Origin of the sequence: Achromobacter xylosoxidans (assembly GCF_001457475.1) — a bacterium.
GTDB lineage: Bacteria > Pseudomonadota > Gammaproteobacteria > Burkholderiales > Burkholderiaceae_B > Achromobacter > Achromobacter xylosoxidans.
This window is the reverse complement of the sequence record NZ_LN831029.1, coordinates 2,266,023-2,287,291: the sequence shown is the minus strand read 5'-3', so window position 1 is coordinate 2,287,291 and position 21,269 is coordinate 2,266,023. Positions and strand designations below refer to the sequence as shown.

The 21,269-nt window shown below is 66.7% G+C and carries 18 protein-coding genes; 10 read left to right on the top strand and 8 right to left on the bottom strand.

Features of this window, described 5'->3' with window-relative positions; translation table 11 throughout:
• Positions 1–46 precede the first annotated feature (46 nt).
• The 6 genes from AT699_RS10285 to rfbD all read right to left on the bottom strand — a co-directional run bounded on the left by AT699_RS10285 (position 47) and on the right by rfbD (position 5,768).
• Complete coding sequence (locus tag AT699_RS10285; protein ID WP_006387993.1) at positions 47–316, bottom strand: HPr family phosphocarrier protein; 270 nt, start codon at positions 314–316, stop codon at positions 47–49.
• 110 nt (positions 317–426) lie between these two features.
• Positions 427–828, bottom strand: a complete 402-nt coding sequence (locus AT699_RS10280; protein ID WP_006387992.1) for a PTS sugar transporter subunit IIA — start codon at positions 826–828, stop codon at positions 427–429.
• 17 nt (positions 829–845) lie between these two features.
• Positions 846–1,823, bottom strand: coding sequence for a glutathione synthase (gshB, locus tag AT699_RS10275; protein WP_026385253.1), 978 nt, complete (start codon positions 1,821–1,823; stop codon positions 846–848).
• A gap of 163 nt (positions 1,824–1,986) precedes the next feature.
• Positions 1,987–2,538, bottom strand: a complete 552-nt coding sequence (gene infC, locus AT699_RS10270; RefSeq protein WP_076410237.1) for a translation initiation factor IF-3 — start codon at positions 2,536–2,538, stop codon at positions 1,987–1,989.
• A 20-nt stretch (positions 2,539–2,558) separates the two neighbouring features.
• Entirely contained in the window at positions 2,559–4,511 is a 1,953-nt protein-coding gene (gene thrS / locus AT699_RS10265) for a threonine--tRNA ligase (RefSeq protein WP_006387989.1), read from the bottom strand.
• Positions 4,512–4,853: 342 nt separating this feature from the next.
• Positions 4,854–5,768: a dTDP-4-dehydrorhamnose reductase gene (gene rfbD / locus AT699_RS10260; RefSeq protein WP_006387988.1), complete on the bottom strand. Its 915-nt coding sequence runs from the start codon at positions 5,766–5,768 to the stop codon at positions 4,854–4,856.
• A 292-nt stretch (positions 5,769–6,060) separates the two neighbouring features.
• Between rfbD and AT699_RS10255 the strand changes: the two genes are divergently transcribed.
• Positions 6,061–6,795, top strand: coding sequence for a response regulator transcription factor (locus AT699_RS10255; protein WP_006387987.1), 735 nt, complete (start codon positions 6,061–6,063; stop codon positions 6,793–6,795).
• A gap of 54 nt (positions 6,796–6,849) precedes the next feature.
• Here the strand turns inward: AT699_RS10255 and hemN are convergent, their stop codons facing one another.
• The gene (gene hemN / locus AT699_RS10250; protein ID WP_006387986.1) at positions 6,850–8,277 is read right to left on the bottom strand and encodes an oxygen-independent coproporphyrinogen III oxidase; all 1,428 of its coding nucleotides are present in this window, start codon (positions 8,275–8,277) and stop codon (positions 6,850–6,852) included.
• 162 nt (positions 8,278–8,439) lie between these two features.
• Here hemN and AT699_RS10245 point away from each other — a divergent pair, with 162 nt between their 5' ends.
• Positions 8,440–8,703, top strand: coding sequence for a hypothetical protein (locus AT699_RS10245; protein WP_006387985.1), 264 nt, complete (start codon positions 8,440–8,442; stop codon positions 8,701–8,703).
• A 100-nt stretch (positions 8,704–8,803) separates the two neighbouring features.
• Here the strand turns inward: AT699_RS10245 and AT699_RS10240 are convergent, their stop codons facing one another.
• Positions 8,804–10,282, bottom strand: coding sequence for a glycosyltransferase family 39 protein (locus AT699_RS10240; RefSeq protein ID WP_006387984.1), 1,479 nt, complete (start codon positions 10,280–10,282; stop codon positions 8,804–8,806).
• Positions 10,283–10,586: 304 nt separating this feature from the next.
• On the opposite strand from AT699_RS10240, the gene AT699_RS10235 reads away from it, so the two are divergent.
• The 8 genes from AT699_RS10235 to AT699_RS10200 all read left to right on the top strand — a co-directional run bounded on the left by AT699_RS10235 (position 10,587) and on the right by AT699_RS10200 (position 21,258).
• Complete coding sequence (locus tag AT699_RS10235; RefSeq protein ID WP_006387983.1) at positions 10,587–11,321, top strand: FadR/GntR family transcriptional regulator; 735 nt, start codon at positions 10,587–10,589, stop codon at positions 11,319–11,321.
• Between the two features lie 97 nt (positions 11,322–11,418).
• Positions 11,419–13,134: a thiamine pyrophosphate-binding protein gene (locus AT699_RS10230; RefSeq protein WP_024068402.1), complete on the top strand. Its 1,716-nt coding sequence runs from the start codon at positions 11,419–11,421 to the stop codon at positions 13,132–13,134.
• Between the two features lie 18 nt (positions 13,135–13,152).
• Positions 13,153–14,394: a Zn-dependent hydrolase gene (locus AT699_RS10225; RefSeq protein WP_024068401.1), complete on the top strand. Its 1,242-nt coding sequence runs from the start codon at positions 13,153–13,155 to the stop codon at positions 14,392–14,394.
• A gap of 15 nt (positions 14,395–14,409) precedes the next feature.
• Positions 14,410–15,909: an aldehyde dehydrogenase gene (locus AT699_RS10220; protein WP_024068400.1), complete on the top strand. Its 1,500-nt coding sequence runs from the start codon at positions 14,410–14,412 to the stop codon at positions 15,907–15,909.
• Between the two features lie 195 nt (positions 15,910–16,104).
• Positions 16,105–17,679: an ABC transporter substrate-binding protein gene (locus tag AT699_RS10215; RefSeq protein ID WP_006387979.1), complete on the top strand. Its 1,575-nt coding sequence runs from the start codon at positions 16,105–16,107 to the stop codon at positions 17,677–17,679.
• Positions 17,680–17,770: 91 nt separating this feature from the next.
• Positions 17,771–18,778: an ABC transporter permease gene (locus AT699_RS10210; protein WP_006387978.1), complete on the top strand. Its 1,008-nt coding sequence runs from the start codon at positions 17,771–17,773 to the stop codon at positions 18,776–18,778.
• Positions 18,775–19,614: an ABC transporter permease gene (locus tag AT699_RS10205; RefSeq protein ID WP_006387977.1), complete on the top strand. Its 840-nt coding sequence runs from the start codon at positions 18,775–18,777 to the stop codon at positions 19,612–19,614. Before AT699_RS10210 ends, AT699_RS10205 begins: the two co-directional genes overlap by 4 nt.
• 9 nt (positions 19,615–19,623) lie before the next feature.
• Complete coding sequence (locus AT699_RS10200; RefSeq protein ID WP_020927033.1) at positions 19,624–21,258, top strand: ABC transporter ATP-binding protein; 1,635 nt, start codon at positions 19,624–19,626, stop codon at positions 21,256–21,258.
• Positions 21,259–21,269 lie beyond the last annotated feature (11 nt).

Sequence of the window (21,269 nt, the reverse complement as noted above, 5' to 3'; positions counted from 1 at the left end):
CATGCCGGCCCGGACGTCGTCCGGGCCGGCGGATTCGGAAGCGCTGCTATTCCTGTTCACCGAATTTGCTGTCGAACAGAGTTTCAATTTCGGAGAGGGCCTGCTCGGCATCGCTGCCCGAAGCCTCCAGCTTGACGGTCACGCCCAGGCCGGCGGCCAGCATCATGACCCCCATGATGCTCTTGGCATTGACCCGCTGCGCGCCCCGCGAGATGAAGATCTCGCTGGAGAACTTGCTCGCCAGTTGCGTCAACTTGGCGGCCGCCCGCGCATGCAAACCCAGTTTATTGCTGATGACAATGTCTGTATTAGGCATAGGAGATATTATGACCACGGCATCACGCCGCAGTTGGTGATTGCAGCAAATTGTCGAACCGCTCATCGGCTTGAAATATTAGCCGAAATAATAGGACAAGTTCCTGCCCGTCAGTCTACCCGCAACACGCCCTGCACCCCGCCGGCCAGCGCCTTTTCGCGCGTCTCCGCCAGGGAGAGGTTACGGTAGGTCAAGGCGCGCAGCAGCATGGGGGTATTCAGGCCCGCCAGCACACAGCACTGGATGCCCTGCGCCTGGGCATCGGCCACGGCGCGCTTGGAGATATTGGCGGGCGTGGCGCCGATCAGGTCGGTCAGCACCAACACCCCGCCGCCGTGGTCCTGCTCCAGGATATCCTTGAGCACCGCGGGCGCCAGGTCGTCCGGCAAGTCCTCGGGCTGAATGTCGTGGATCGCCAGCATGCCGTCAAGGTTGCCCATGACATGGCTGGCGCATTCGCGCATGGCGGCGCCCAGCGGCGCGTGCACGACGATGACGATACCCGTGGTCATGGCGGATTCCGGCGCGCTCAGGCGGCAGCGGCCACGGCACCCGTCGCCACGGCCTTTTCCAGCGCCTCGACGAACATGCCCGCGACGTCGAAACCGGTCTGCTCGGCGATTTCCACGAAACAGGTGGGGCTGGTGACGTTGACCTCGGTGACGTAGTCGCCGATGACATCCAGGCCGACCAGCAGCAGGCCGCGCGCGGCCAGCCTGGGGGCCACCGCCTCGGCGATCTCGCGGTCGCGCGGCGACAGCGGCTGCGCCACGCCACGGCCGCCCGCGGCCAAGTTGCCACGGGTTTCGCCGGCCAGCGGAATGCGCGCCAGCGAATACGGCACCGGTTCGCCGCCGATCAGCAGGATGCGCTTGTCGCCCTTGACGATCTCGGGGATGTAACGCTGCGCCATGATGGTGCGCGCGCCGTTGTCGGTCAGCGTTTCCAGGATGGCGTTGAGGTTCGGGTCCTTGGGCTGCAGGCGGAACACGCCGGTGCCGCCCATGCCGTCCAGCGGCTTGACGATGACGTCGTGGTGGGTGTCGTGGAAGGCCTTCAGGCGCGCCATGTTGCGCGTCACCAGCGTCGGTGCGGTGAACTCGCTGATTTCGGTGATGGCCAGCTTCTCGGGATGATTGCGGATCGCCGCGCCACCGTTGAACACCTTGGCGCCTTGCGCCTGGGCGTATTCGAGCAGGTGGGTGGAATACACGTATTCCATGTCGAAAGGCGGGTCTTTGCGCATCACCACCGCGCCGAAATCGGCCAGCGGCAGGTCCTGCGGCGCCGATTCGCGCCACCAGTCATGGCCGTGCAGGTCGGCGCCATCCACCAGCTCGATGGGCGTGGTGACGGCCTTGACCGTGCCGGTCTCGATGTACAGGTCGCCCTGCATGGCCACGCTGAGCGTATGCCCGCGCGCCACCAGGGCACGCATCATGGCGACAGAACTGTCCTTGTACGCCTTCAAGAGCGGCAAGGGATCCAAAACGAACAAAACATGCATCGCGACACCCCGAACGTACACCGCCTTCCCTTTCGGGAAGGCGGCTATCTATGACATCGTAGCGCAGAGCCGCCCAATAAGCGAACCCGCCGAACATGGGCTGGACGGCGGGTCGCGGAGAAGAGCGGCCAGGCCTTCCCGGACGGGAAGGCCGGCAGGAGCTTTATGCCGCCGATTCCGGCTTGCCCGCGGGGGCAGCCTTCTTCTTGGGCGCCAGCACCATGACCATCTGACGGCCTTCGAGCTTCGGCATGGCTTCGACCTGGGCCAATTCCAGCAGATCGTCGCGCACACGCTCAAGTACCCGCATGCCCAGTTCCTGGTGGGCCATTTCACGGCCGCGGAACCGCAGCGTCACCTTGGCCTTGTCGCCTTCCTCGAGGAAGCGGCGCAGGTTGCGCAGCTTGACCTGGTAGTCGCCCTCATCGGTGGCCGGACGGAATTTGACTTCCTTGACCTGGATGACCTTCTGCTTCGAACGAGCTTCGGCCTGACGCTTCTGCTCTTGGTACTTGAACTTACCGTAGTCCATCAAACGGCAGACCGGCGGCTCGGCGTTCGGCGCGATTTCCACCAGATCCACGTCGTTTTGCTCGGAAAGACGGAACGCATCAGCAATCTTGACGATGCCCAGCTGTTCTCCGTCCAGACCTATCAGGCGCACCTCGGGGACGCGGATTTCACCGTTGATGCGATTGGCTTTTTCAGTGGCGATGTTGAAAGCTCCTAGAAATGTTAAGCAGCGCTGCCATCGGGTTGATTGACGTCGCGGCGGGTGGATACGTCTTCGGACAGGCGGGCGACGAAGTCGTCGAACGCAATGGCGCCGAGGTCCAGACCGCCCAATCCGCGTACGGCGACGGTACCGTTTTGCTTCTCCTTGTCGCCGACGACGAGGATGTACGGCACCTTTTGCAGGCTGTGCTCCCGAATTTTACGAGTGATTTTTTCACCGCGCAAATCGGACTCTACTCTAAAGCCTTGTTTTTTCAGGCTTTGCGTGATTTCAGCCGCATAATCGGCCGAAGGTTCGGAAATGCAGCACACCACGGCCTGCACCGGAGCCAGCCAGGGCGGCATCGCGCCGGCGTGGTTTTCGATCAGCATGCCGATGAAACGCTCCAGCGAACCCAGGATGGCGCGGTGCAGCATCACGGGCGGACGGCGCTGGTCGTTCTGGTCCACGTACTCGGCGCCCAGGCGCACGGGCATGGAGAAGTCGACCTGGATCGTGCCGCACTGCCAGTGGCGGCCGATGGCGTCCTTCAGCGTGTATTCGACCTTGGGGCCGTAGAACGCGCCCTCTCCCGGAGAGATCTCGAATTCGCAGCCGGTGCGGCGCAGGCTTTCCATCAGGGCCTGTTCGGCCGTGTCCCAGACCTCGTCCGAGCCGATGCGCTTTTCCGGGCGCGTGGCGACCTTGTACAGCACTTCGGTGAAGCCGAAGTCGCGGTAGACCTTCTGCAGCAGGGCCGTGAAGTCGGCGCATTCGTCCTGGAGCTGTTCTTCGGTACAGAAGATGTGGCCGTCGTCCTGCGTGAAGCCGCGCACGCGCATCATGCCGTGCAGCGAGCCGGACGGTTCGTTGCGGTGGCACTGGCCGAATTCGCCGTAGCGCAGCGGCAGCTCGCGGTACGAGTGCAGGCCGGCGTTGAAGATCTGCACGTGGCCCGGGCAGTTCATGGGCTTGAGGCCATAGACGCGGTTCTCGGACTCCGTCGTGAACATGTTTTCACGGTAGTTGTCCCAATGCCCCGTCTTCTTCCAGAGCGAGATGTCGAGGATCTGCGGCGCCTTCACTTCCTGGTAGCCGTTGTCGCGATAGACGGAGCGCATGTACTGCTCCACCTGCTGCCACAGGGCCCAGCCCTTGGGGTGCCAGAAAATCAGACCAGGCGCTTCGTCCTGGAAGTGGAACAGGTCGAGCTCGCGGCCGATCTTGCGGTGATCGCGGCGCTCGGCCTCTTCCAGCATGTGCAGGTAGGCCTCCTGTTCTTCCTTGGTGGCCCAGGCCGTGCCGTAGATGCGCTGGAGCATCTCGTTCTTGCTGTCGCCGCGCCAGTAGGCGCCGGCCACCTTCATCAGCTTGAAGACCTTCAGCTTGCCCGTGGACGGCACGTGCGGGCCGCGGCACAGGTCGATGAATTCGCCTTCGCGGTACAGGCTGAGCGGTTCGTTCGACGGGATCGAGGCGATGATCTCGGCCTTGTACTTTTCACCGATGCCCTTGAAGAACTCGACGGCGTCGTCGCGCGACCAGACTTCACGCGTCACGACTTCGTCTTTCTTGGCCAGCTCGGCCATCTTCTTCTCGATGGCGGCCAGGTCTTCCGGCGTGAACGGGCGCTTGTACGAGAAGTCGTAGTAGAAGCCGTTGTCGATCACGGGGCCGATGGTGACCTGCGCGTCGGGGAACAGCTCCTTGACGGCATAAGCCAGCAGGTGGGCCGTGGAATGGCGGATCATGTCCAGCCCGTCGGCGTCCTTGGCGGTCACGATGGCCAGGCGGGCGTCGCCCTCGATGCGGTAGCTGGTGTCGACCAGCGTGGAGTCGGCGCCGTCAAAGGTCACGCGGCCGCCCAAGGCGGCTTTGGCCAATCCCGCGCCGATCGACTGCGCCACTTCGGCGACCGTGACCGGCCCCGGGTATTGGCGCTGCGAACCATCGGGCAATGTGATCTGTACCATCGGGAGTGCTTCCTGGGGTTCTTGGGAAAAAGAAACGAAATTCAGAAACGACAAACGCGGCTGGTAGCCGCGTTTATCTGGTTGTCTTGCTGAGTCCTACCGCTGACCTGACACGGTGAAACCCGACGCACGAAAAACTAACGCGACATAGGGCGAAAGTTCCGGGTCGTAGTTCGTGCCAGCGGGAAAAACATGGTATTCGGACCTTGCGGGGTAATTTCAGGACAACCTGGCGATGCGCCGCCAGCGAAACTGACGGGCTTTATCGTTGCCGATTGTAGCACCTTTTGCGCCCCCTTTCGTGACATTGGCACGACAGTGCCGGCAAGAAGCGTGTCCGGATCAGGCCAGATTGCGGCTGTCGGCGATCGCGGCCAGGGCATGGGTCACCCCGTCCTCCCAGTGCGGGGCGCGGATTCCGAAGGTGCGCTCGAGCAGCCGGCTGTCGAGCCGCGAATTCAACGGACGGCGCGCCGTGGTGGGGTATTGATCGGATGGCACTGCCCGGATGTCGGCGGGCGTCAACGTGACCGCCAGGCCGGCGCGCCGGGCCTGCTGGGCGATGAAGCAGGCGTATTCATGCCAACTGGCGTCGCCGGTGGCCGCCAGATGGTACAGGCCGAACGGAAAGGCCTCGTCCGCCGGCCGCGCCAGGTAGCGAGCCAGGACCAGGGCGGTGGCATCGGCGATATAGGCGGCGCCCGTCGGCGCGCCGCGCTGGTCGCTCACCACGCGCAGCGTCTCTGGTTGCCGCAAGGCCATGAGCATGGTCTTCAGGAAACTATTGCCGAACACGCCATAGACCCACGAGGTGCGGAACACCAGATGCGCGGGATTCATGGCGCGCACCGCCTGCTCGCCGGCCAGCTTGCTGCGGCCATAGACGTTCAACGGCGCCGGCGTGTCGCGCTCGTCATAGGCGCCGGGCTTGGCGCCATCGAACACGTAGTCGGACGAATAATGGACGATCAGCGCGCCGCGCTCGGCAGCCAGCGCGGACAGTTCGCCCGCGGCCTCGGCGTTGATGCGCATGGCGCGCACCCCATCCTCTTGCGCCCGTTCGACCGCGGTGAAGGCGGCCGCATTGACGATGACGTCGGGCTTTTCACGCCGCACCAGCCGCGCGATCTGCAGCGGATAGGTCAGGTCGCAATCGGCCCGGCCGACCGCCGTCACCACGCCCAGGGGCGCGAGGCTGCGCCGCAACTCGAAGCCGAGTTGGCCGTCCCTGCCTATCACCAGGATCTTCTTGGGCATCTGCCGTCCATCGCCATGCTTGCCTTGCGCCGCGGTCCGGCCACATGCCGGTCCGGAAAACCAGGGAATTCTATTCCCCGCGGGCGGCACCTCGCGAGCGGGCCAGTAACGTCGCGCTACGTTATTACGAATGTAGTTTCGTCTTATTCGCGTTTAGTTTTTGGCCAGAACGAGCCGTAAGACCATAAGCTTCGCACTCGAATTTCGGACTGGTTACGGCGAGTACGGAGCCGCCGCCCACGGGCGCGCCCTTTTTACCGGACCGTTGCCATTGCCATTCTGTGGAGCCTTGATGAATACTGCCTCAGCGCCGGACGCCGCCTCCTTTTCCGAGCCGCGACCCAACGATGCAGGTGACCGCCCCAATTCTCGCAAGCACCTGCTGCTGTCGCGGCCGCCGCCCGTCATCCGGGTCGCGATCCTGGACGACCATCCGGTCGTCGCGCTGGGCGTCGGCGCCTACCTCGACTCGCGCCCCGGCTTCCGCGTCATCCACCAGGAAACCTCGGCCCGCAGGCTGCTCGAAAAACTCGCGACCTCGCCTTGCGATGTCGCCCTGATCGACTTCTACCTGCCCCAGGAGCCCTGGGACGGCGTCAACTACCTGCGCAGGCTGCGGCGCTATCACCCGTCCATGGCGATCATCACGTTCTCGGCCGGCAACCGCCAGGAGACCCAGTATGCGGCGTTCCGCGCCGGCGCCAACGGCTACCTGGCCAAGCAATGGGGCATGATCCTGCTGCCCGAGATGATCCACGGCGTCCTCAGCCGCAAGGACCCGTTCCTGTCCGTGCAGGAAGGCAAGATCCGCCCCCTGTCCCCCAGGCCGCCGCATGCCCTGCTGACCACTTCCGAGGTCGAAGTCCTGCGTCATATCAGCCAGGGGATGTCGGTCACGCAGATCGCCATGCGCCTGAAGCGCAGCAAGAAGACCGTCAGCACCCACAAGCGCCGCGCCATGCGCAAGCTGCAGCTGTCCGACGATCTGGCGCTGGCCCTGTTCCTGCGCGAAAAATTCGCGGAATGACCCCCACCCGGCGGCCGGCCGTCATCGCACGACGCCGACGCCCACTCCGGCGCCTCAAATGATGCGCGAGTAGCTGGCGCCCGTGCTGGCGCTGCGCAGATAGCCGTCGAACGCCATGGCGACCGCCCGGACGAAATACCAGCCCAGGCCGGTCACGCGCAGTTCGCCAGCGCCCAGGTTCACCAATCCCAGTTCGGCCAGGTTGGCCATCTGCGTCAGCTCCGGTCCGAAATACGTGCCGAACCGCAGGCCATGGCGCGCCTCCACGCGCGCGAAATCCACGCGCCCCTGGCACATGATGTCCATGATGACCTCACGCCGGACCAGGTCGTCCGCATTGAGCGCCAGTCCCTTTTCGACCGCAAACCGGCCAGATTCGATGGCGGCGTAGTATTCGTCGAGGTCCTTGGCGTTCTGGCTGTAGGTATCGCCGATGCGGCCGATGGCCGATACGCCGAGCGCGACCAGGTCACGATCGGGTTGGGTGCTGTAGCCCTGGAAGTTGCGATGCAATTGGCCGCGCTGCTTGGCGATGGCCAGGGCGTCGGTGTTCAAGGCGAAATGGTCCATGCCGATGTAGGCGTAGCCCTGCTTCAGGAACCCTTCGATGGCCGCGCTGAGCAGCCCGACCCGCGTAGCGCGGTCGGGCAGGTCGAGCGGATTGATGCGCCGCTGCGGCTTGAAGCGTTCCGGCAGGTGGGCGTAGGCGTACAGCGCGATGCGGTCGGGCCGCAACGCGCTGACCTGGGCGATGGTGCGCGCGAAGGATTCGGCAGTCTGCAGCGGCAGGCCGTAGATGAGGTCGACGTTGATCGAGGCATAGTCCAGCGCGCGGGCGCTTTGCATCAGGTCGCGCACGTCTTCGAAGGACTGCACTCGATGCACCGCCACTTGCACGCGCGCATCGAAATCCTGCACGCCGAAGCTCAGCCGGTTGAAACCCAGCCGTCGCAATTTCTCCAGCCGCTGCGGGGTGGCCGTGCGGGGATCCACCTCGATGGAGATTTCCGCGTCTGGTTCGAAACGGAATGCGCCGCGCAAGTCCGCCATCAGGCGGTCCAGCTCTTCGTCGGACAGGAAGGTGGGCGTGCCGCCCCCGAAGTGAAGCTGCGAGACCGGCATGCCCGCGCCCAGTTCGGCCACGTGCAACGCGATTTCCCGCGCCAGGGCATCGAGGTAACGCGCGGCGCGATCGTGATGGCGCGTGATGACCTTGTTACAGGCACAGTAGTAACAGACGGAATCACAGAACGGAATGTGTACGTAGAGCGACAAGGGCTCGTTCGTACAGGCCTCGCGCCGTTGCCGCAAGGCCTGGCGGTATTCGGCTTCGGCAAAACCGGGGTGGTAGCGGTCGGCCGTGGGATAGGAGGTGTAGCGAGGACCGTTCTTGTCCAGCCGGGCCAGCAACTGGGGCGGAAAGAACGGTTCGGCCGCGGTGGCCGGCGGTTCGGCGGAGAGTGGGCGTAGGACGGCTTGCATACCCTTGATTATTCGCCTGAGGCTCCCCCCAGGCCTTGATCTTGCGCAAACGGGCTCGCAGGCAGGCAAAGGGGCGCAACAACCGAAACTGCCGGTCCCGGCGCGTGGCGGCGCCCCGCCCCGTAAAATGCGGGGATTCCCCCCATCACAAGGACCTTCCCCGTGGACACCGAACTCGACGGCCGCCTGCTCGCGCTGCGCCAGGCGCTGGCGATCGCCATCGCCCTTTCCACCCGCGGTAGCCCGCAAGCCACCGATATGGCGCTGGAGCTGCTGGACGACCTGAAGGCCAATCTGGACGACACGCCATCGGACAGCCCTTTCGACAAGCCCGAATGGGCGACCGGCGCGCACGACGAACTGGACGGCATTGCGCGCCTGGTGCGCGCCTTCACGCAGACGCCGGAACCCGATACCGGAACCTGATTCCCCGTTCAGCGAAGCGGGACGGCCGGCCGGGCCACGGACATGCGCCGCCGCTCGCCCTTCCCGTCCATCGCCACCACCCGGACGATCCCTGTCCGCGCTATTGCGCGGCATCGCCGCCGCAATCCGTGGCTGGCCGCCAGACCCGCCAGTACAGCGACGGAAACGCGGGTCCCACTGGCGCGAAGCCATCGGGCCGCGTCCGGCCCTTGCTCAATTCCAGGGCACCACACGCGGCCAGCAGGTCGGCGCCAACCCACGGGCTGAATCGCAGCTGCCCGTGGATCAATACCAACGGTTGCCCGGGCAGCCTCAACGCCAATGCGCCCGACTCCTCCCACGGCCCCGAGATCACGCGCACCGGACCGCCCAGTTCCGCGACGGCGCGCGGATGCAGCGTGTCCGCCAGGGCTTGCGCGTCGAAGTAACGCCAGTCGGAGGCGCGCCGCATCAGGCCGGCGCCATTGGGGCCGGTCAATTCCACCCGCGCCATCAGCAACAGCTGGATGAGCACGAACACCAGGACCGCCCGGCGCGGCCGGAAAGGCGCCTGCCAGGCCGATCGTGTCAGCTCCATCGCCGCCGGCACGACGAACAGCAGGAACGGCGTGCCCCAGTGCAACTGGATATGCGAACCCGAGATCAACGTCATCACGCTGACGAACAGCAGCGGGATCAGGCCGAACGACAGCAACAGCGCGCGCGCCGCGTCGCCGTCCGCGGCCGGCGCCGCGGCGCGCGCGTTGCGATCTCCACGGCCCACTACCCAGAGCGCCGCAAGGAAAACCCAGGCCGGCAGCGCGCGGTTCAGCAATTGGTCGCCCCACCATCTGGCGATCTCGTGCGCGCGCCCGCTCCATGGCAGGCCGGCGGCCAGTGACGACGACATGGCATAGCGCAGCGGCTCGAAATCGTGGTGGATCAACCAGATCAGGTGCGGCGCGAACACGGCCAGCGCGGTCAGGCCCGCGACCTGCAGGCCGAACCGGTGCATGGGGTCGCGCCAGGCTTTGCGGCGGCACCAGAACGCCAGCACCGCCAGCCCCGCGACAGCGGCCTGGTACTTGGCCAGCGCCCCCAGCCCAAGACAGACGCCAAGCACGACCCACCAGCCGATCTTGCGGGTGCTGTAGGCCTGCCAGCACGCCGCCGCGCACCCCGCCACCAATGGAATCAGGACGATCTCGTGGTTGTAGAAGTACAACCTGCCGTTGTAGAACGTGATGCACAGGCCAGCCAACGCGGCCGTCGCGGCATAGGCCTCGCCGCGCATGCCGCGCAGCATGTTCCATAACAGCGCGAACGCCCCCAGCGTGCAGGCCGCGCCCAGGACATAAGTGGCCCAGGCATTCCAGCCCAGCAGGCGCACCACCGGCCACAGCAACCAGGTCGGCAGCGGCGGATGTTTGTAGTAACCCCATTCCAGGCTGCGCACCCAGATCAATTGCTCGATGTTGTCGGTCGGCGGCGCCAGCACGATCCGGTTCGACAACCAGAGCCAGGCCAGGGCGAACACCGCCATGCCGATGCCGGTCCGCCGCAGCCCCGGTTTCCACGCCTCTCTGACGCCCGATTGCACGCCACTCTCCCGTTTCTGGCGTACGCGATGCCCCGCCCTGTCGCCCCGTTTCGAGGCGCAGGAATTATCAGATCCCGGTCCGGCTCCAACGCCGGGGGATTTGTTCGGCAATTGTTCTGAAACTGTAAAGCACGCCGCCCGCAGCCAGGCCGCACAGGCGGCTCCAACTGGCCTGACCACCGGATAGGAAGAGGGGAAATCCCTCTGATCGTTTTCCCTCTATTGGACGTTTTTTACTTTTATTTCAAGGGGAAGCTACCTATATTGGTGGCCTGACCACCTGACCAAGATTTGCAGTACCGAGATGAACACCTTCCAAGCCGTCGCCGTGACCCGCCTCTATCGCATGATCGCCGACCAGATCGCCGGGCGTATCCGCGCGGGCGATTTCCCGCGCGGCGGCCGGCTGCCGTCGGAACGGGAACTGGCCGAGCAACTGCAGGTGAGCCGGGCCTCGATCCGGGAAGCGCTGATCGCGCTGGAGATCGAAGGCTATGTGGAAGTGCGCGTGGGCACCGGCGTGTTCGTCACCGCCACGCGCGAGGCCGCTCCCGCCCTCACCGCCGGCGCACAGGCGGCCACCCAGGACGATATCGGCCCCTTCGACCTGCTCGAAGCGCGCATGCTGATCGAACCCGAGTGCGCCGCGCTGGCCGCGCAGCAGGGTTCGCCGGCGCAGATCGCCGCCATCCGCGCGGCCCACGAAGCCATGTCGCTGACCGACGCGCCGGGCTGGCACGACCGCGAATTCCACAGCGCCATCGCCGCCGCCTGCGGCAATGCGGCGCTGGCGGCGGCGGTGGCGCATTTGTGGAGCTTGAGCCTGGCCAGTCCGGTGTTCAGCCGCATGCAGGACTACTTCGTCAACACCAAGGTCTGGGCGGTCGCCCATGCCGAGCACCAGCGCATCCTGACCGCCATCCTGGCGCGGGATCCGATCCGCGCGCGCCATGCCATGCATGCGCACCTGATCGGCATCCTGGCGCGCCTGCGGGAAGACTTCGGCGACGACGACGGGAGCATCCGGCCCGACATCTAGGCTTCGCTCGCCATCCCGCCGGCGCCGCCGCGCCGCCTGCCTTGCCATGAAACCAGTCCGCGCCGGACGCGGACAGCACCTCCCCGGGAGTGTTTGCATGACGGTTGTAGCCCCCCTGCCGCGCAATGGCGGCCAGATTTTGATGCAACAGCTGCGCATCCACGGCACGCGGCGGATCTTCATGATCCCGGGCGAGAGCTACCTGCCCTGCATCGATGCGCTCAATGAACATCGCGGCGCCATCGAACCGGTGGTCTGCCGCCAGGAAAGCGGCGCCGCCTACATGGCCGAGGCGCATGGCAAGCTGACCGGCGAACCGGGCGTCTGCTTCGTCACACGCGGCCCGGGCGCCACCAATGCCAGCATCGGCGTGCATACCGCCTTCCAGGATTCGACGCCGATGATCCTGTTCGTCGGCCAGGTCGGCAACGACTTCTACGAACGCGAGGCCTTCCAGGAGATCGACTACCGCCGCATGTTCGGCCAGATGGCCAAATGGGTGGCGCAGATCGACCGCACCGACCGCATTCCGGAATTCGTGGCGCGCGCCTACGCCACCGCCACCAGCGGCCGCCCCGGCCCGGTGGTGCTGGCGCTTCCGGAAGACACCCTGTGGGGCACCGCGACAGTGGCCGACATGCCGCGCTACCAGCGCGTGGCCGCCAGCCCCGGCCAGTCCGACCTGGAACGCATGCGCCAATTGCTCGACCAGGCCGAACGGCCCGTCATGGTGCTGGGCGGCAGCGGCTGGAATGCCGACGCGATCGGGCAGATCGCCGCCTTCGCCGAACGCTTCGAATTGCCGGTGGCGACCGCATGGCGCCGGCTCGAATGTTTCGACCAGCGCCATCCCAATGCCGCCGGCCAGATGGGCTGGGGCATGACCGAGGCGCTGCGGGCCCGCATCAGGAACGCCGATCTGGTGCTCGCTGTCGGCACGCGGCTGGGCGAGGCCACCACGGAGGGCTACCAGCTGATCGAGAGCCCGCTGCCGCGGCAGGCGCTGATCCATGTCCATCCGGATCCGCAGGAACCGGGCCGCGTCTACGCCCCGACCCAGGCCATCGCGGCCAGCGTGGCCGGGTTCGCACAAGCGGTCGCCTCGCTGCGGCCTGCCCACGCCACGCCCCGCGGCGCGGCGGTGCGCGCGGCCCATGCCGAGTACCTGGATTCGCTCACGCCGCTGCCCTCGCCCGGCCCGCTGGGCCTGGACGCCGTGGCCGCGCTGGTCAACCAGCGGCTGGCGCCGGACGCCTGCATCACGGTGGGCGCGGGCAACTACGCGCTGTATCCGCACCGCTATCGCCAGTTCACCGGTCCGGGCACCAGCCTGGCGCCCACCGTGGGATCGATGGGCTACGGCCTGCCGGCGGCGGTCTCGGCCAAACTCGAATACCCCGGCAAGACCGTGGTCTGCTATGCCGGCGACGGCTGCTTCCAGATGAACCTGCAGGAACTGGGCGTGGCCCAGCAGTACCGGCTGGGCATCGTGGTGCTGGTGTTCAACAACGGCATGTGGGGCACCATCCGCGCGCACCAGGAACGCGAGTTTCCCGGACGCCCGATCGCGCTGGACTTCGAGAACCCCGATTTCACACAGATCGTGCGCGGCTACGGCGGCTATGGCGAAGCCGTCGAGCGCACCGAGGATTTCGCCGCGGCGTTCGACCGCGCGCTGGCCTACGCCGAGCGCGAACGCCGGCCCGCGCTGCTGGAAATCCGCTACGACGCCGACGGCATCGCCCCCGGCCAGACCCTCACCGCCATCCGCGACGCGGCGCTGGCCCGCCAGGCCGCCGCCTCCACCCACTAACACCGAACGAGGATCACCATGACTTCATCCCTGTCCGTCAACGGCAACCGGCTCTGGCAATCCCTGATGGATCTGGCCGAGATCGGCGCCACGCCCAAGGGCGGCAACTGCCGCCTGGCCCTGACCGCGCTCGACGGCCAGGGCCGCGACCTGGTCACCGGCTGGATGCGCGACGCCGGCCTGACGATCCGCGTGGACCAGGTGGGCAACATCTTTGCCCGCCGCGCCGGCCGCAACGACGCGCTGGCGCCGGTGATGACCGGCAGCCACATCGACACGCAGCCCACCGGCGGCAAGTTCGACGGCTGTTTCGGCGTGCTGGCCGGCCTGGAGGTGATGCGCACCCTGAACGATGCCGGCGTGCAGACCGAAGCGCCGCTGGAGCTGGCCATCTGGACCAACGAGGAAGGCTCGCGCTTCGTGCCGGTGATGATGGGCTCGGGCGTGTTCGCCGGCAAGTTCTCGCTGGAGACGGCGCTGAGCGCGCGCGACGCCAAGGGACTGGCGGTGCGCGACGAGCTGCAGGCCATCGGCTACGCCGGCACGGAACCGGTCGGCGGCCGCCCGGTGGATGCCTATTTCGAGGCCCACATCGAGCAGGGTCCGATCCTGGAGCACGAAGAAAAAGTGATCGGCGCGGTGACCGGCTCGCTCGGCCTGCGCTGGTACGACGTCACCGTGACCGGCATGGAGATGCATGCCGGCCCCACGCCCATGGGCATCCGCCGCGACGCGCTGTTCGCCGCCAGCTACCTGGTGCAGGCGGTCATCAACATCGCCAACGCGCACCAGCCGCACGGGCGCGGCACGGTGGGCGAGATCCACGCGCACCCCGGCTCGCGCAACGTGATCCCGGGCCAGGTGCGTTTCACCACCGACCTCCGCCACGAGGACGAGGCCACGCTCACGCGCATGGACCAGCAATGGCGCGAGGCCTGCCGCGAGATCGCCGACAGGCACGGCGTGCAGGTGGAGGTGAAGGACGTGCAGTACTTCCGCCCCACCCCGTTCGATCCCGATCTGGTGGAGAAGGTGCGCCAGGGCGCCGCGCGCCGCGGCCTGCCGGCCATGGACATCGTCACCGGCGCCGGCCACGACGCCGTCTACATGGCAGCCGTGGCGCCCACCGCCATGATCTTCGTGCCGTGCAAGGACGGCATCAGCCACAACGAAATCGAAGACGCGCAGCCCGCGCACCTGGAAGCCGGCTGCAACGTGCTGCTGGACGCCATGGTGGCCCGCGCCAACGCCGCGCGCTGAATCGAGGACCTCGTCATGACCCTGCATACCCTCGACTACTGGCAAGCCCGCGCCGCTGCGCTGACGCTGCGCGGCCAGGCCTACATCGATGGCGCCTACGCCGACGCCGCCGACGGCGCCACCTTCGCGGCCACCAGCCCGATCGACGGCCGCAAGCTGGCCGACGTGGCCGCCTGCGGCGCGGCCGACGTCGACCGCGCCGTGGCGGCCGCCCGCCGCGCCTTCGAAGCCGGCGTCTGGTCCCAACTGGCGCCGCGCGAACGCAAGGCGCGCCTGACGCGGCTGGCGCAGCTCATCACCGAACACAGCGAGGAACTGGCGCTGATCGAAACCCTGGACATGGGCAAGCCGATCCACGACGCGCTGGCCTTCGACCTGCCCGAAACCGCGCATTGCTACGCCTGGTATGGCGAGGCCATCGACAAGCGCTACGACGAGATCGCGCCGACGGGGGGCAATGCCCTGGCCACGGTCACGCGCGAACCGCTCGGCGTGGTGGCCGCCGTGGTTCCCTGGAACTATCCGCTGCTGATGGCGGCCTGGAAGGTCGCGCCGGCGCTGGCCGCCGGCAACAGTGTGATCCTCAAGCCGGCCGAGCAGTCGTCCCTGAGCGCGCTGCGGCTGGCGGCGCTGGCCGAGCAGGCCGGCATCCCCGCGGGCGTGTTCAACGTGGTGCCCGGCACGGGTCCGGTCGCGGGCAGCGCGCTGGGCCTGCATCCGGACGTGGACTGCGTGGCGTTCACCGGCTCCACCGCGACCGGCAAGCGCTTCATGAGCTATTCGGGCGAATCGAACCTGAAGCGCGTATGGCTGGAATGCGGCGGCAAGTCGCCGCACATCGTCTTCGAGGACTGCCCCGACCTGGACCGCGCCGCGCTGATCGCCGCGCTGGCGATCTTCTCGAACCAGGGCGAAGTGTGCATCGCCGGCTCGCGCCTGTACGTGCACGACGCCATCTACGACGCCTTCATGGAAAAAGTGGCGCACCACGCCGCCGAGATGCGGCCGGGCAACCCGCTGGATCCGGCCACGGCGCTGGGCGCCATGGTCGACGAGCGCCAGACGCGCTCGGTCATGGCGCGCATCGCGGCCGGCCAGGCCGAGGGCGCGACACTGCGCATCGGCGGGCGCCAGTTGCACGCTGAGGGCGGCGGCTTCTACATCGAGCCCACCATCTTCGATTGCGCCGACGCCTCCAGCACGCTGATCCGCGAGGAGATCTTCGGCCCGGTGCTGGCGGCGCAGCGCTTCCATACGGAAGACGAAGCCATCGCATTGGCCAACGATTCCTCGTACGGCCTGGGCGCCGGCCTGTGGACCGCCAACCTGGGCCGCGCGCACCGCCTGTCGCGCCGCCTGCGCGCCGGCCTGGTGTGGGTCAATTGCTACGCCGATGGCGATATCACCGTGCCGTTCGGCGGCGTCAAGCAGTCGGGCTTCGGCCGCGACAAATCGCTGCACGCGCTGGACAAGTACAGCGACCTCAAAACCACCTGGATCGACATCACCCAATAGCGCGCCCACCGTGCACCTCGTCTGTCGCCGCATTGGTGCGCGGCGCCGTCTCTGCACCCATACGTAGCATTGTTGTAGCAGCTCCACCCCGCAGTTCCCCGAGAAACAGGTGGCACGAGGTTTGCTTGTCATAGCCGGCACACGCCGCGTGACGCGCGGCCACCTGACAACCCTCTTCCAGCCCGGAGGCTCGCAGTGAAATCGAAGACTTGGTTCTCCCTCAGCATCGGCGCCCTGGTCCTGGCGGCCGCCTTGCCCGCCACGCAGGCGCTGGCCCAGACCAAGGGCGGCACGCTCAACATGATCGTCCAGCCCGAGCCGCCCGTGATCGTCACGGCCATCAACCAGCAGGGTCCCACCCAGTTCGTCGCCGGCAAGATCTACGAAAGCCTGTTGACGTACAGCACCGACCTCAAGCCCCAGCCCGGCCTGGCCAAGTCGTGGGAAGCCTCGAGCGACGGCCTGACCTACACCTTCCACCTGCAGGACAACGTCAAGTGGCACGACGGCAAGCCGTTCACCGCCGACGACGTGGTCTTCACGCTGTCGGACATGCTGCCCAAGACCCATGCGCGGGCCCGCGTGATTCTGAACAAGTTCGTCGATTCGGTGCAGGCCAGCGACCCGAAGACGGTGGTCATCAAGCTGAAATCGCCATTCCCGGCCTTCATGCTGATGTTCGAACCCGGCTTCGCGCCGATGATGCCCAAGCACATCTACGCCGGCACCGACTACATGACCAACCCGGCCAACCAGAAACCGATCGGCACCGGCCCGTTCGTGTTCAAGGAATGGAAACGCGGCGAATACATCAAGCTGGCGCGCAACCCCGACTACTGGAAGCCCGGCAAACCCTACCTGGATGAGCTGGTGTTCAACGTGATCCCGGACGCGGCCTCGCGCGCGGTGGCGTTCGAGCGCGGCAGCGTCGACGTATTGCGTGGCGGCGACGTCGACAACGTCGACATCAAGCGCCTGCGCGCCCTGCCCAAGGTGGAATACACCACTGCCGGCTGGGAGATGTTCTCGCCCCAGGCCTACCTGATCTTCAACATGCGCAAGCCGCCCTTCGACAACCTGAAGGTGCGCCAGGCGGTGATGGCCGCGATCAACCGCAACATGGTGGTCAACAACATCTTCTTCGGCCTGGGCAAGGTCTCGACCAGCCCGTTCGTCACCACCGAGATGTTCTACGACAAGAACATGCCGCCGATGCCCTTCGACATGAAGAAGGCGCGCGCGCTGATCAAGGAATCGGGCATCAAGCCTGGCGACTACACCATCCGCCAGTTGAGCTTCCCGTACGGCTCGACCTGGGACCGTCTGGGCGAATACACCAAGCAGGCGCTCGAGCAGCTGGGCTTCAAGGTCAACCTGGAATCGACCGACGCCGGCGGCTGGGCCAGCCGCACCGGCAACTGGGACTTCGACCTGACCACCAACTTCACCTACCAGTACGGCGATCCGGCGCTGGGCGTGCAGCGCCTGTACATCTCCTCCAACATCGTCAAGGGATCGCCGTTCGCCAACGTGCAGGGCTACAGCAACCCCGAGACCGACAAGCAGTGGGAGGCCGCCGCGTCCGAAGTCGATCCGGCCAAGCGCCAGGCGCTCTACACGCAGCTGCAGACCACGCTGGTCAATGAAGTCGCCAATGGCTTCCTGGTGGACATGGAGTTCCCCACGCTGTATCGCGCCAACGTCAAGAACCTGGTCAAGACCGCCATCGGCCTGAACGAATCGTTCGACGACGTCTACATCGAGAAGTAAACGCCGCAAGCCGCGGGCGGCGCCATCCGGCCCGCCCGCGGCGCCCGGCCGCGCGACGGACGTCCGCGCCCGTCCACGGAGGACCCAGAGCATGAAATTCCTGTCTTTCCTGGTTTCGCGCATCGGCAAGGCCCTGGTGGTCGTGCTGGGCGTGGTCATCATCAATTTCTTCCTGATCCGCCTGGCGCCCGGCGACCCCGCCGCCGTGCTGGCGGGGCAGGCCGGCGCGGGCGATGCCGCCTACGTCGAGCAACTGCGCGTCGCGTTCGGGCTGGACAAGCCGGTGCTGACGCAGCTGTTCCTGTACCTGAAGGGCGTGGTCCAGCTGGACCTGGGCTTTTCCTACCGCAACCACGTGCCGGTGCTGGACCTGATCGTCGAACGCCTGCCCGCCACCTTCCTGTTGATGTCGTGCGCCTTCGTCTTCTCGATCGTGCTGGGCGTGCTGCTGGGCGTGGTCGCGGCCAAGGCGCGCTACCGCAACAAGCGCCGCTGGATCGACAGCTCGGTCATGACCGGCGCGCTGCTGCTGTATGCCACGCCGCTGTTCTGGCTGTCGCTGATGGGCATCCTGCTGTTCTCGGTGGTGCTGGGCTGGCTGCCAGCCTTCGGCATGGAAACCGTGGGCGCCGGCCTGACCGGCTGGGCCCGCGCGGCCGACATCGCGCAGCACCTGATCCTGCCGACGGTGACGCTGGGCTGCTTCTTCATGGCGGTGTACGTACGCCTGACGCGCGCCTCGATGCTGGAAGTGATCGGCATGGACTTCGTCAAGACCGCGCGCGCCAAGGGCGTCAGCCCCGGCCGCGTGATCCGCGCCCACGTGCTGCGCAACGCACTCTTGCCGGTGATCACCTTCGCCGGCATCCAGCTCGGCCAGATGGCCGGCGGCGCGGTGCTGACCGAGACCGTGTTCGCCTGGCCCGGCATCGGCCGACTGATGTTCGACGCGCTGCTGCAACGCGATTACCAGCTGCTGCTGGGCATTTTCCTGGTGACCTCGATCATGGTGGTGGTGTTCAACCTGTTGACCGACGTGCTGTATCGCCTGATCGATCCACGCATCAGCGCGGGCGCGCAACAAGGAGCCGCGGCATGAAGCAATTCGCCCGACGCTATATGCGCAACTACGGCGCGGTGGCCGGACTGGCCATCGTGCTGGCCGTGGTGATCGTGGCGCTGGCCGCGCCGCTGCTGTACGAGGATTCGCCCTGGATGATGGTGGCCGATCCGCTGATCCCGCCCTTCACCGATGCCGCCTACCCCTTCGGCACCGACATGCTGGGCCGCGACATCACCGCCGGCCTGGTGTGGGGCGCGCGGGTCTCGCTGATGGTGGGCCTGCTGTCGACCGCCGTGGCGCTGGTGTTCGGCATCGTCGTCGGGGCCATCGCCGGCTACTGCGGCGGCCGGGTCGACGACGCGCTGATGCGCTTCACCGAGTTCTTCCAGACCATCCCGCAGCTGGCGATGGCGGTGGTGCTGGTGGCGATCCTCGGGCCGTCGATGTATTCCATCATGGGCGCGATCGCGGTGGTGTCCTGGCCGCCGGCGGCGCGGCTGGTTCGATCCGAGTTCATGACCCTGAAGCAGCGCGAGTTCGTGCAGGCCGCCATCGTCATCGGCCAGACGCCGGCGCGCATCGTCGGCACGCAGATCCTGCCGAACGCCATGTCGCCCATCATCGTCTCGGCCTCGTTCATGGTGGCCACCGCCATCCTGACCGAATCGTCGCTGTCCTTCCTGGGGTTGGGCGACCGCAACGAGATGAGCTGGGGTTTCATGATCGGCGCGGCCCGCACCATGATCCGCGAAGCCTGGTGGATGAGCGTGTGGCCGGGCGTGGCCATCCTGCTGACCGTGCTGGCCATCAACCTGATCGGCGAAGGCCTGAACGACGCCCTCAACCCGCAACTGCGCAAGCGCGGCGAATAGGAGACCGGCATGAACGCTTCCCCGCCCCTGCTGTCCATCCAGAACCTCAGCATCGCCCTGCCCCGCGGCGGCGACCGTCCGTTCGCGGTGCAGGACGTGTCATACGACATCCACGCCGGCGAGATCCTCTGCATCGTCGGCGAGTCCGGCTCGGGCAAGTCCATGAGCGCCAACGCCATCATGGGCCTGCTGCCCGACTACCTGACGCCGCAGCAGGGCCGCATCCTGCTGCGCGGCACCGACCTGCTGCGCCAGGACGAAGCCACCCTGCAAGGCATGCGCGGCAAGGACATGGCCATGATCTTCCAGGAACCGCTGTCGGCGCTGAATCCGCTGATGACGGTGGGCGAACAGATCAACGAGGTCATGCGGGTCCACAACGCCTATCCCGGACCGGAGCGCATGCGGCGCACGCTGGAACTGCTGGCCTTCGTCGGCCTGCCCGATCCGGCCACGCTCTACCATGTCTATCCCTTCCGCCTGTCGGGCGGCCAGCGCCAGCGCGTCATGATCGCCATGGCGCTGGCGCTGGAACCGGCGCTGCTGATCGCCGACGAGCCGACCACGGCGCTGGACGTCACCACCCAGGCCCAGATCCTGGCGCTGATCGCCCGCATCCAGAAGGAAAAGGGCATGGGCGTGATGTTCGTCACCCATGATTTCGGCGTGGTGGCCGAGATCGCGCACCGGGTGGCGGTGATGGAAAAAGGCGTGCTGGTCGAACAGGGCCCGGCCGAGGAAGTGCTGAACCGTCCGCGCCATCCCTACACCCAGCGCCTGATCGCCGCGGTGCCGCACCGCCGCGGCGAGGAACGCGCCGCCGCCACGCCGGAACAGCCGGTGCTGGAGGTGAAGGACCTGAGAAAGACCTACGTCGTCGGCCATGGCTGGCTGGGCGGCAAGCGCGAGGTGCATGCGGTCGACGGCGTCAGCTTCAGCGTGCGGCGCGGCGAGACGCTGGGCATCGTCGGCGAGTCGGGCTCGGGCAAGTCGACCATCGGCAAGTGCCTGCTCAAGCTGGTCGGCATCAACGGCGGCCAGTTGATCTTCAACGGCCAGGACATCGCCGCCATGCCCGAATCGCGCTTCCGGCCGCTGCGCAAGGACATCCAGATGATCTTCCAGGATCCCTTCGCCTCGCTCAACCCGCGCCATACCGTTGGCCGCATCATCAGCGACGGCCCGGTCGCCAACGGCGTGCCGCGCGCCCAGGCCGAGGCTCGCGTGCGCGAGCTGCTGTCGCTGGTGGGATTGGACCCGTCGGCGTTCGACCGCTACCCCAACCAGTTCTCCGGCGGCCAGCGCCAGCGCATCGGCATCGCCCGCGCCCTGGCGCTGGAACCCAAGGTGCTGGTGGCCGACGAATCGGTATCGGCGCTGGACGTGTCGGTGCAGGCGCAGGTGCTGCAACTGCTGCACGACCTGCAGCAGCGCCTGAAGATCGCGCTGGTGTTCATCACCCACGACCTGCGCGTGGCCGCCCAGATCTGCAATTCGGTGCTGGTCATGCACCGGGGCAAAGTGGTGGAATACGGATCGCCCAGCCAGATTTTCGACAACCCGCAGCACGCCTACACGCAACAACTCATCGCCGCCGTGCCCGGCCAGCACTGGGATCCGACCCAGGCGCAGGCCGCGGCCTGAAGCGGCCATCA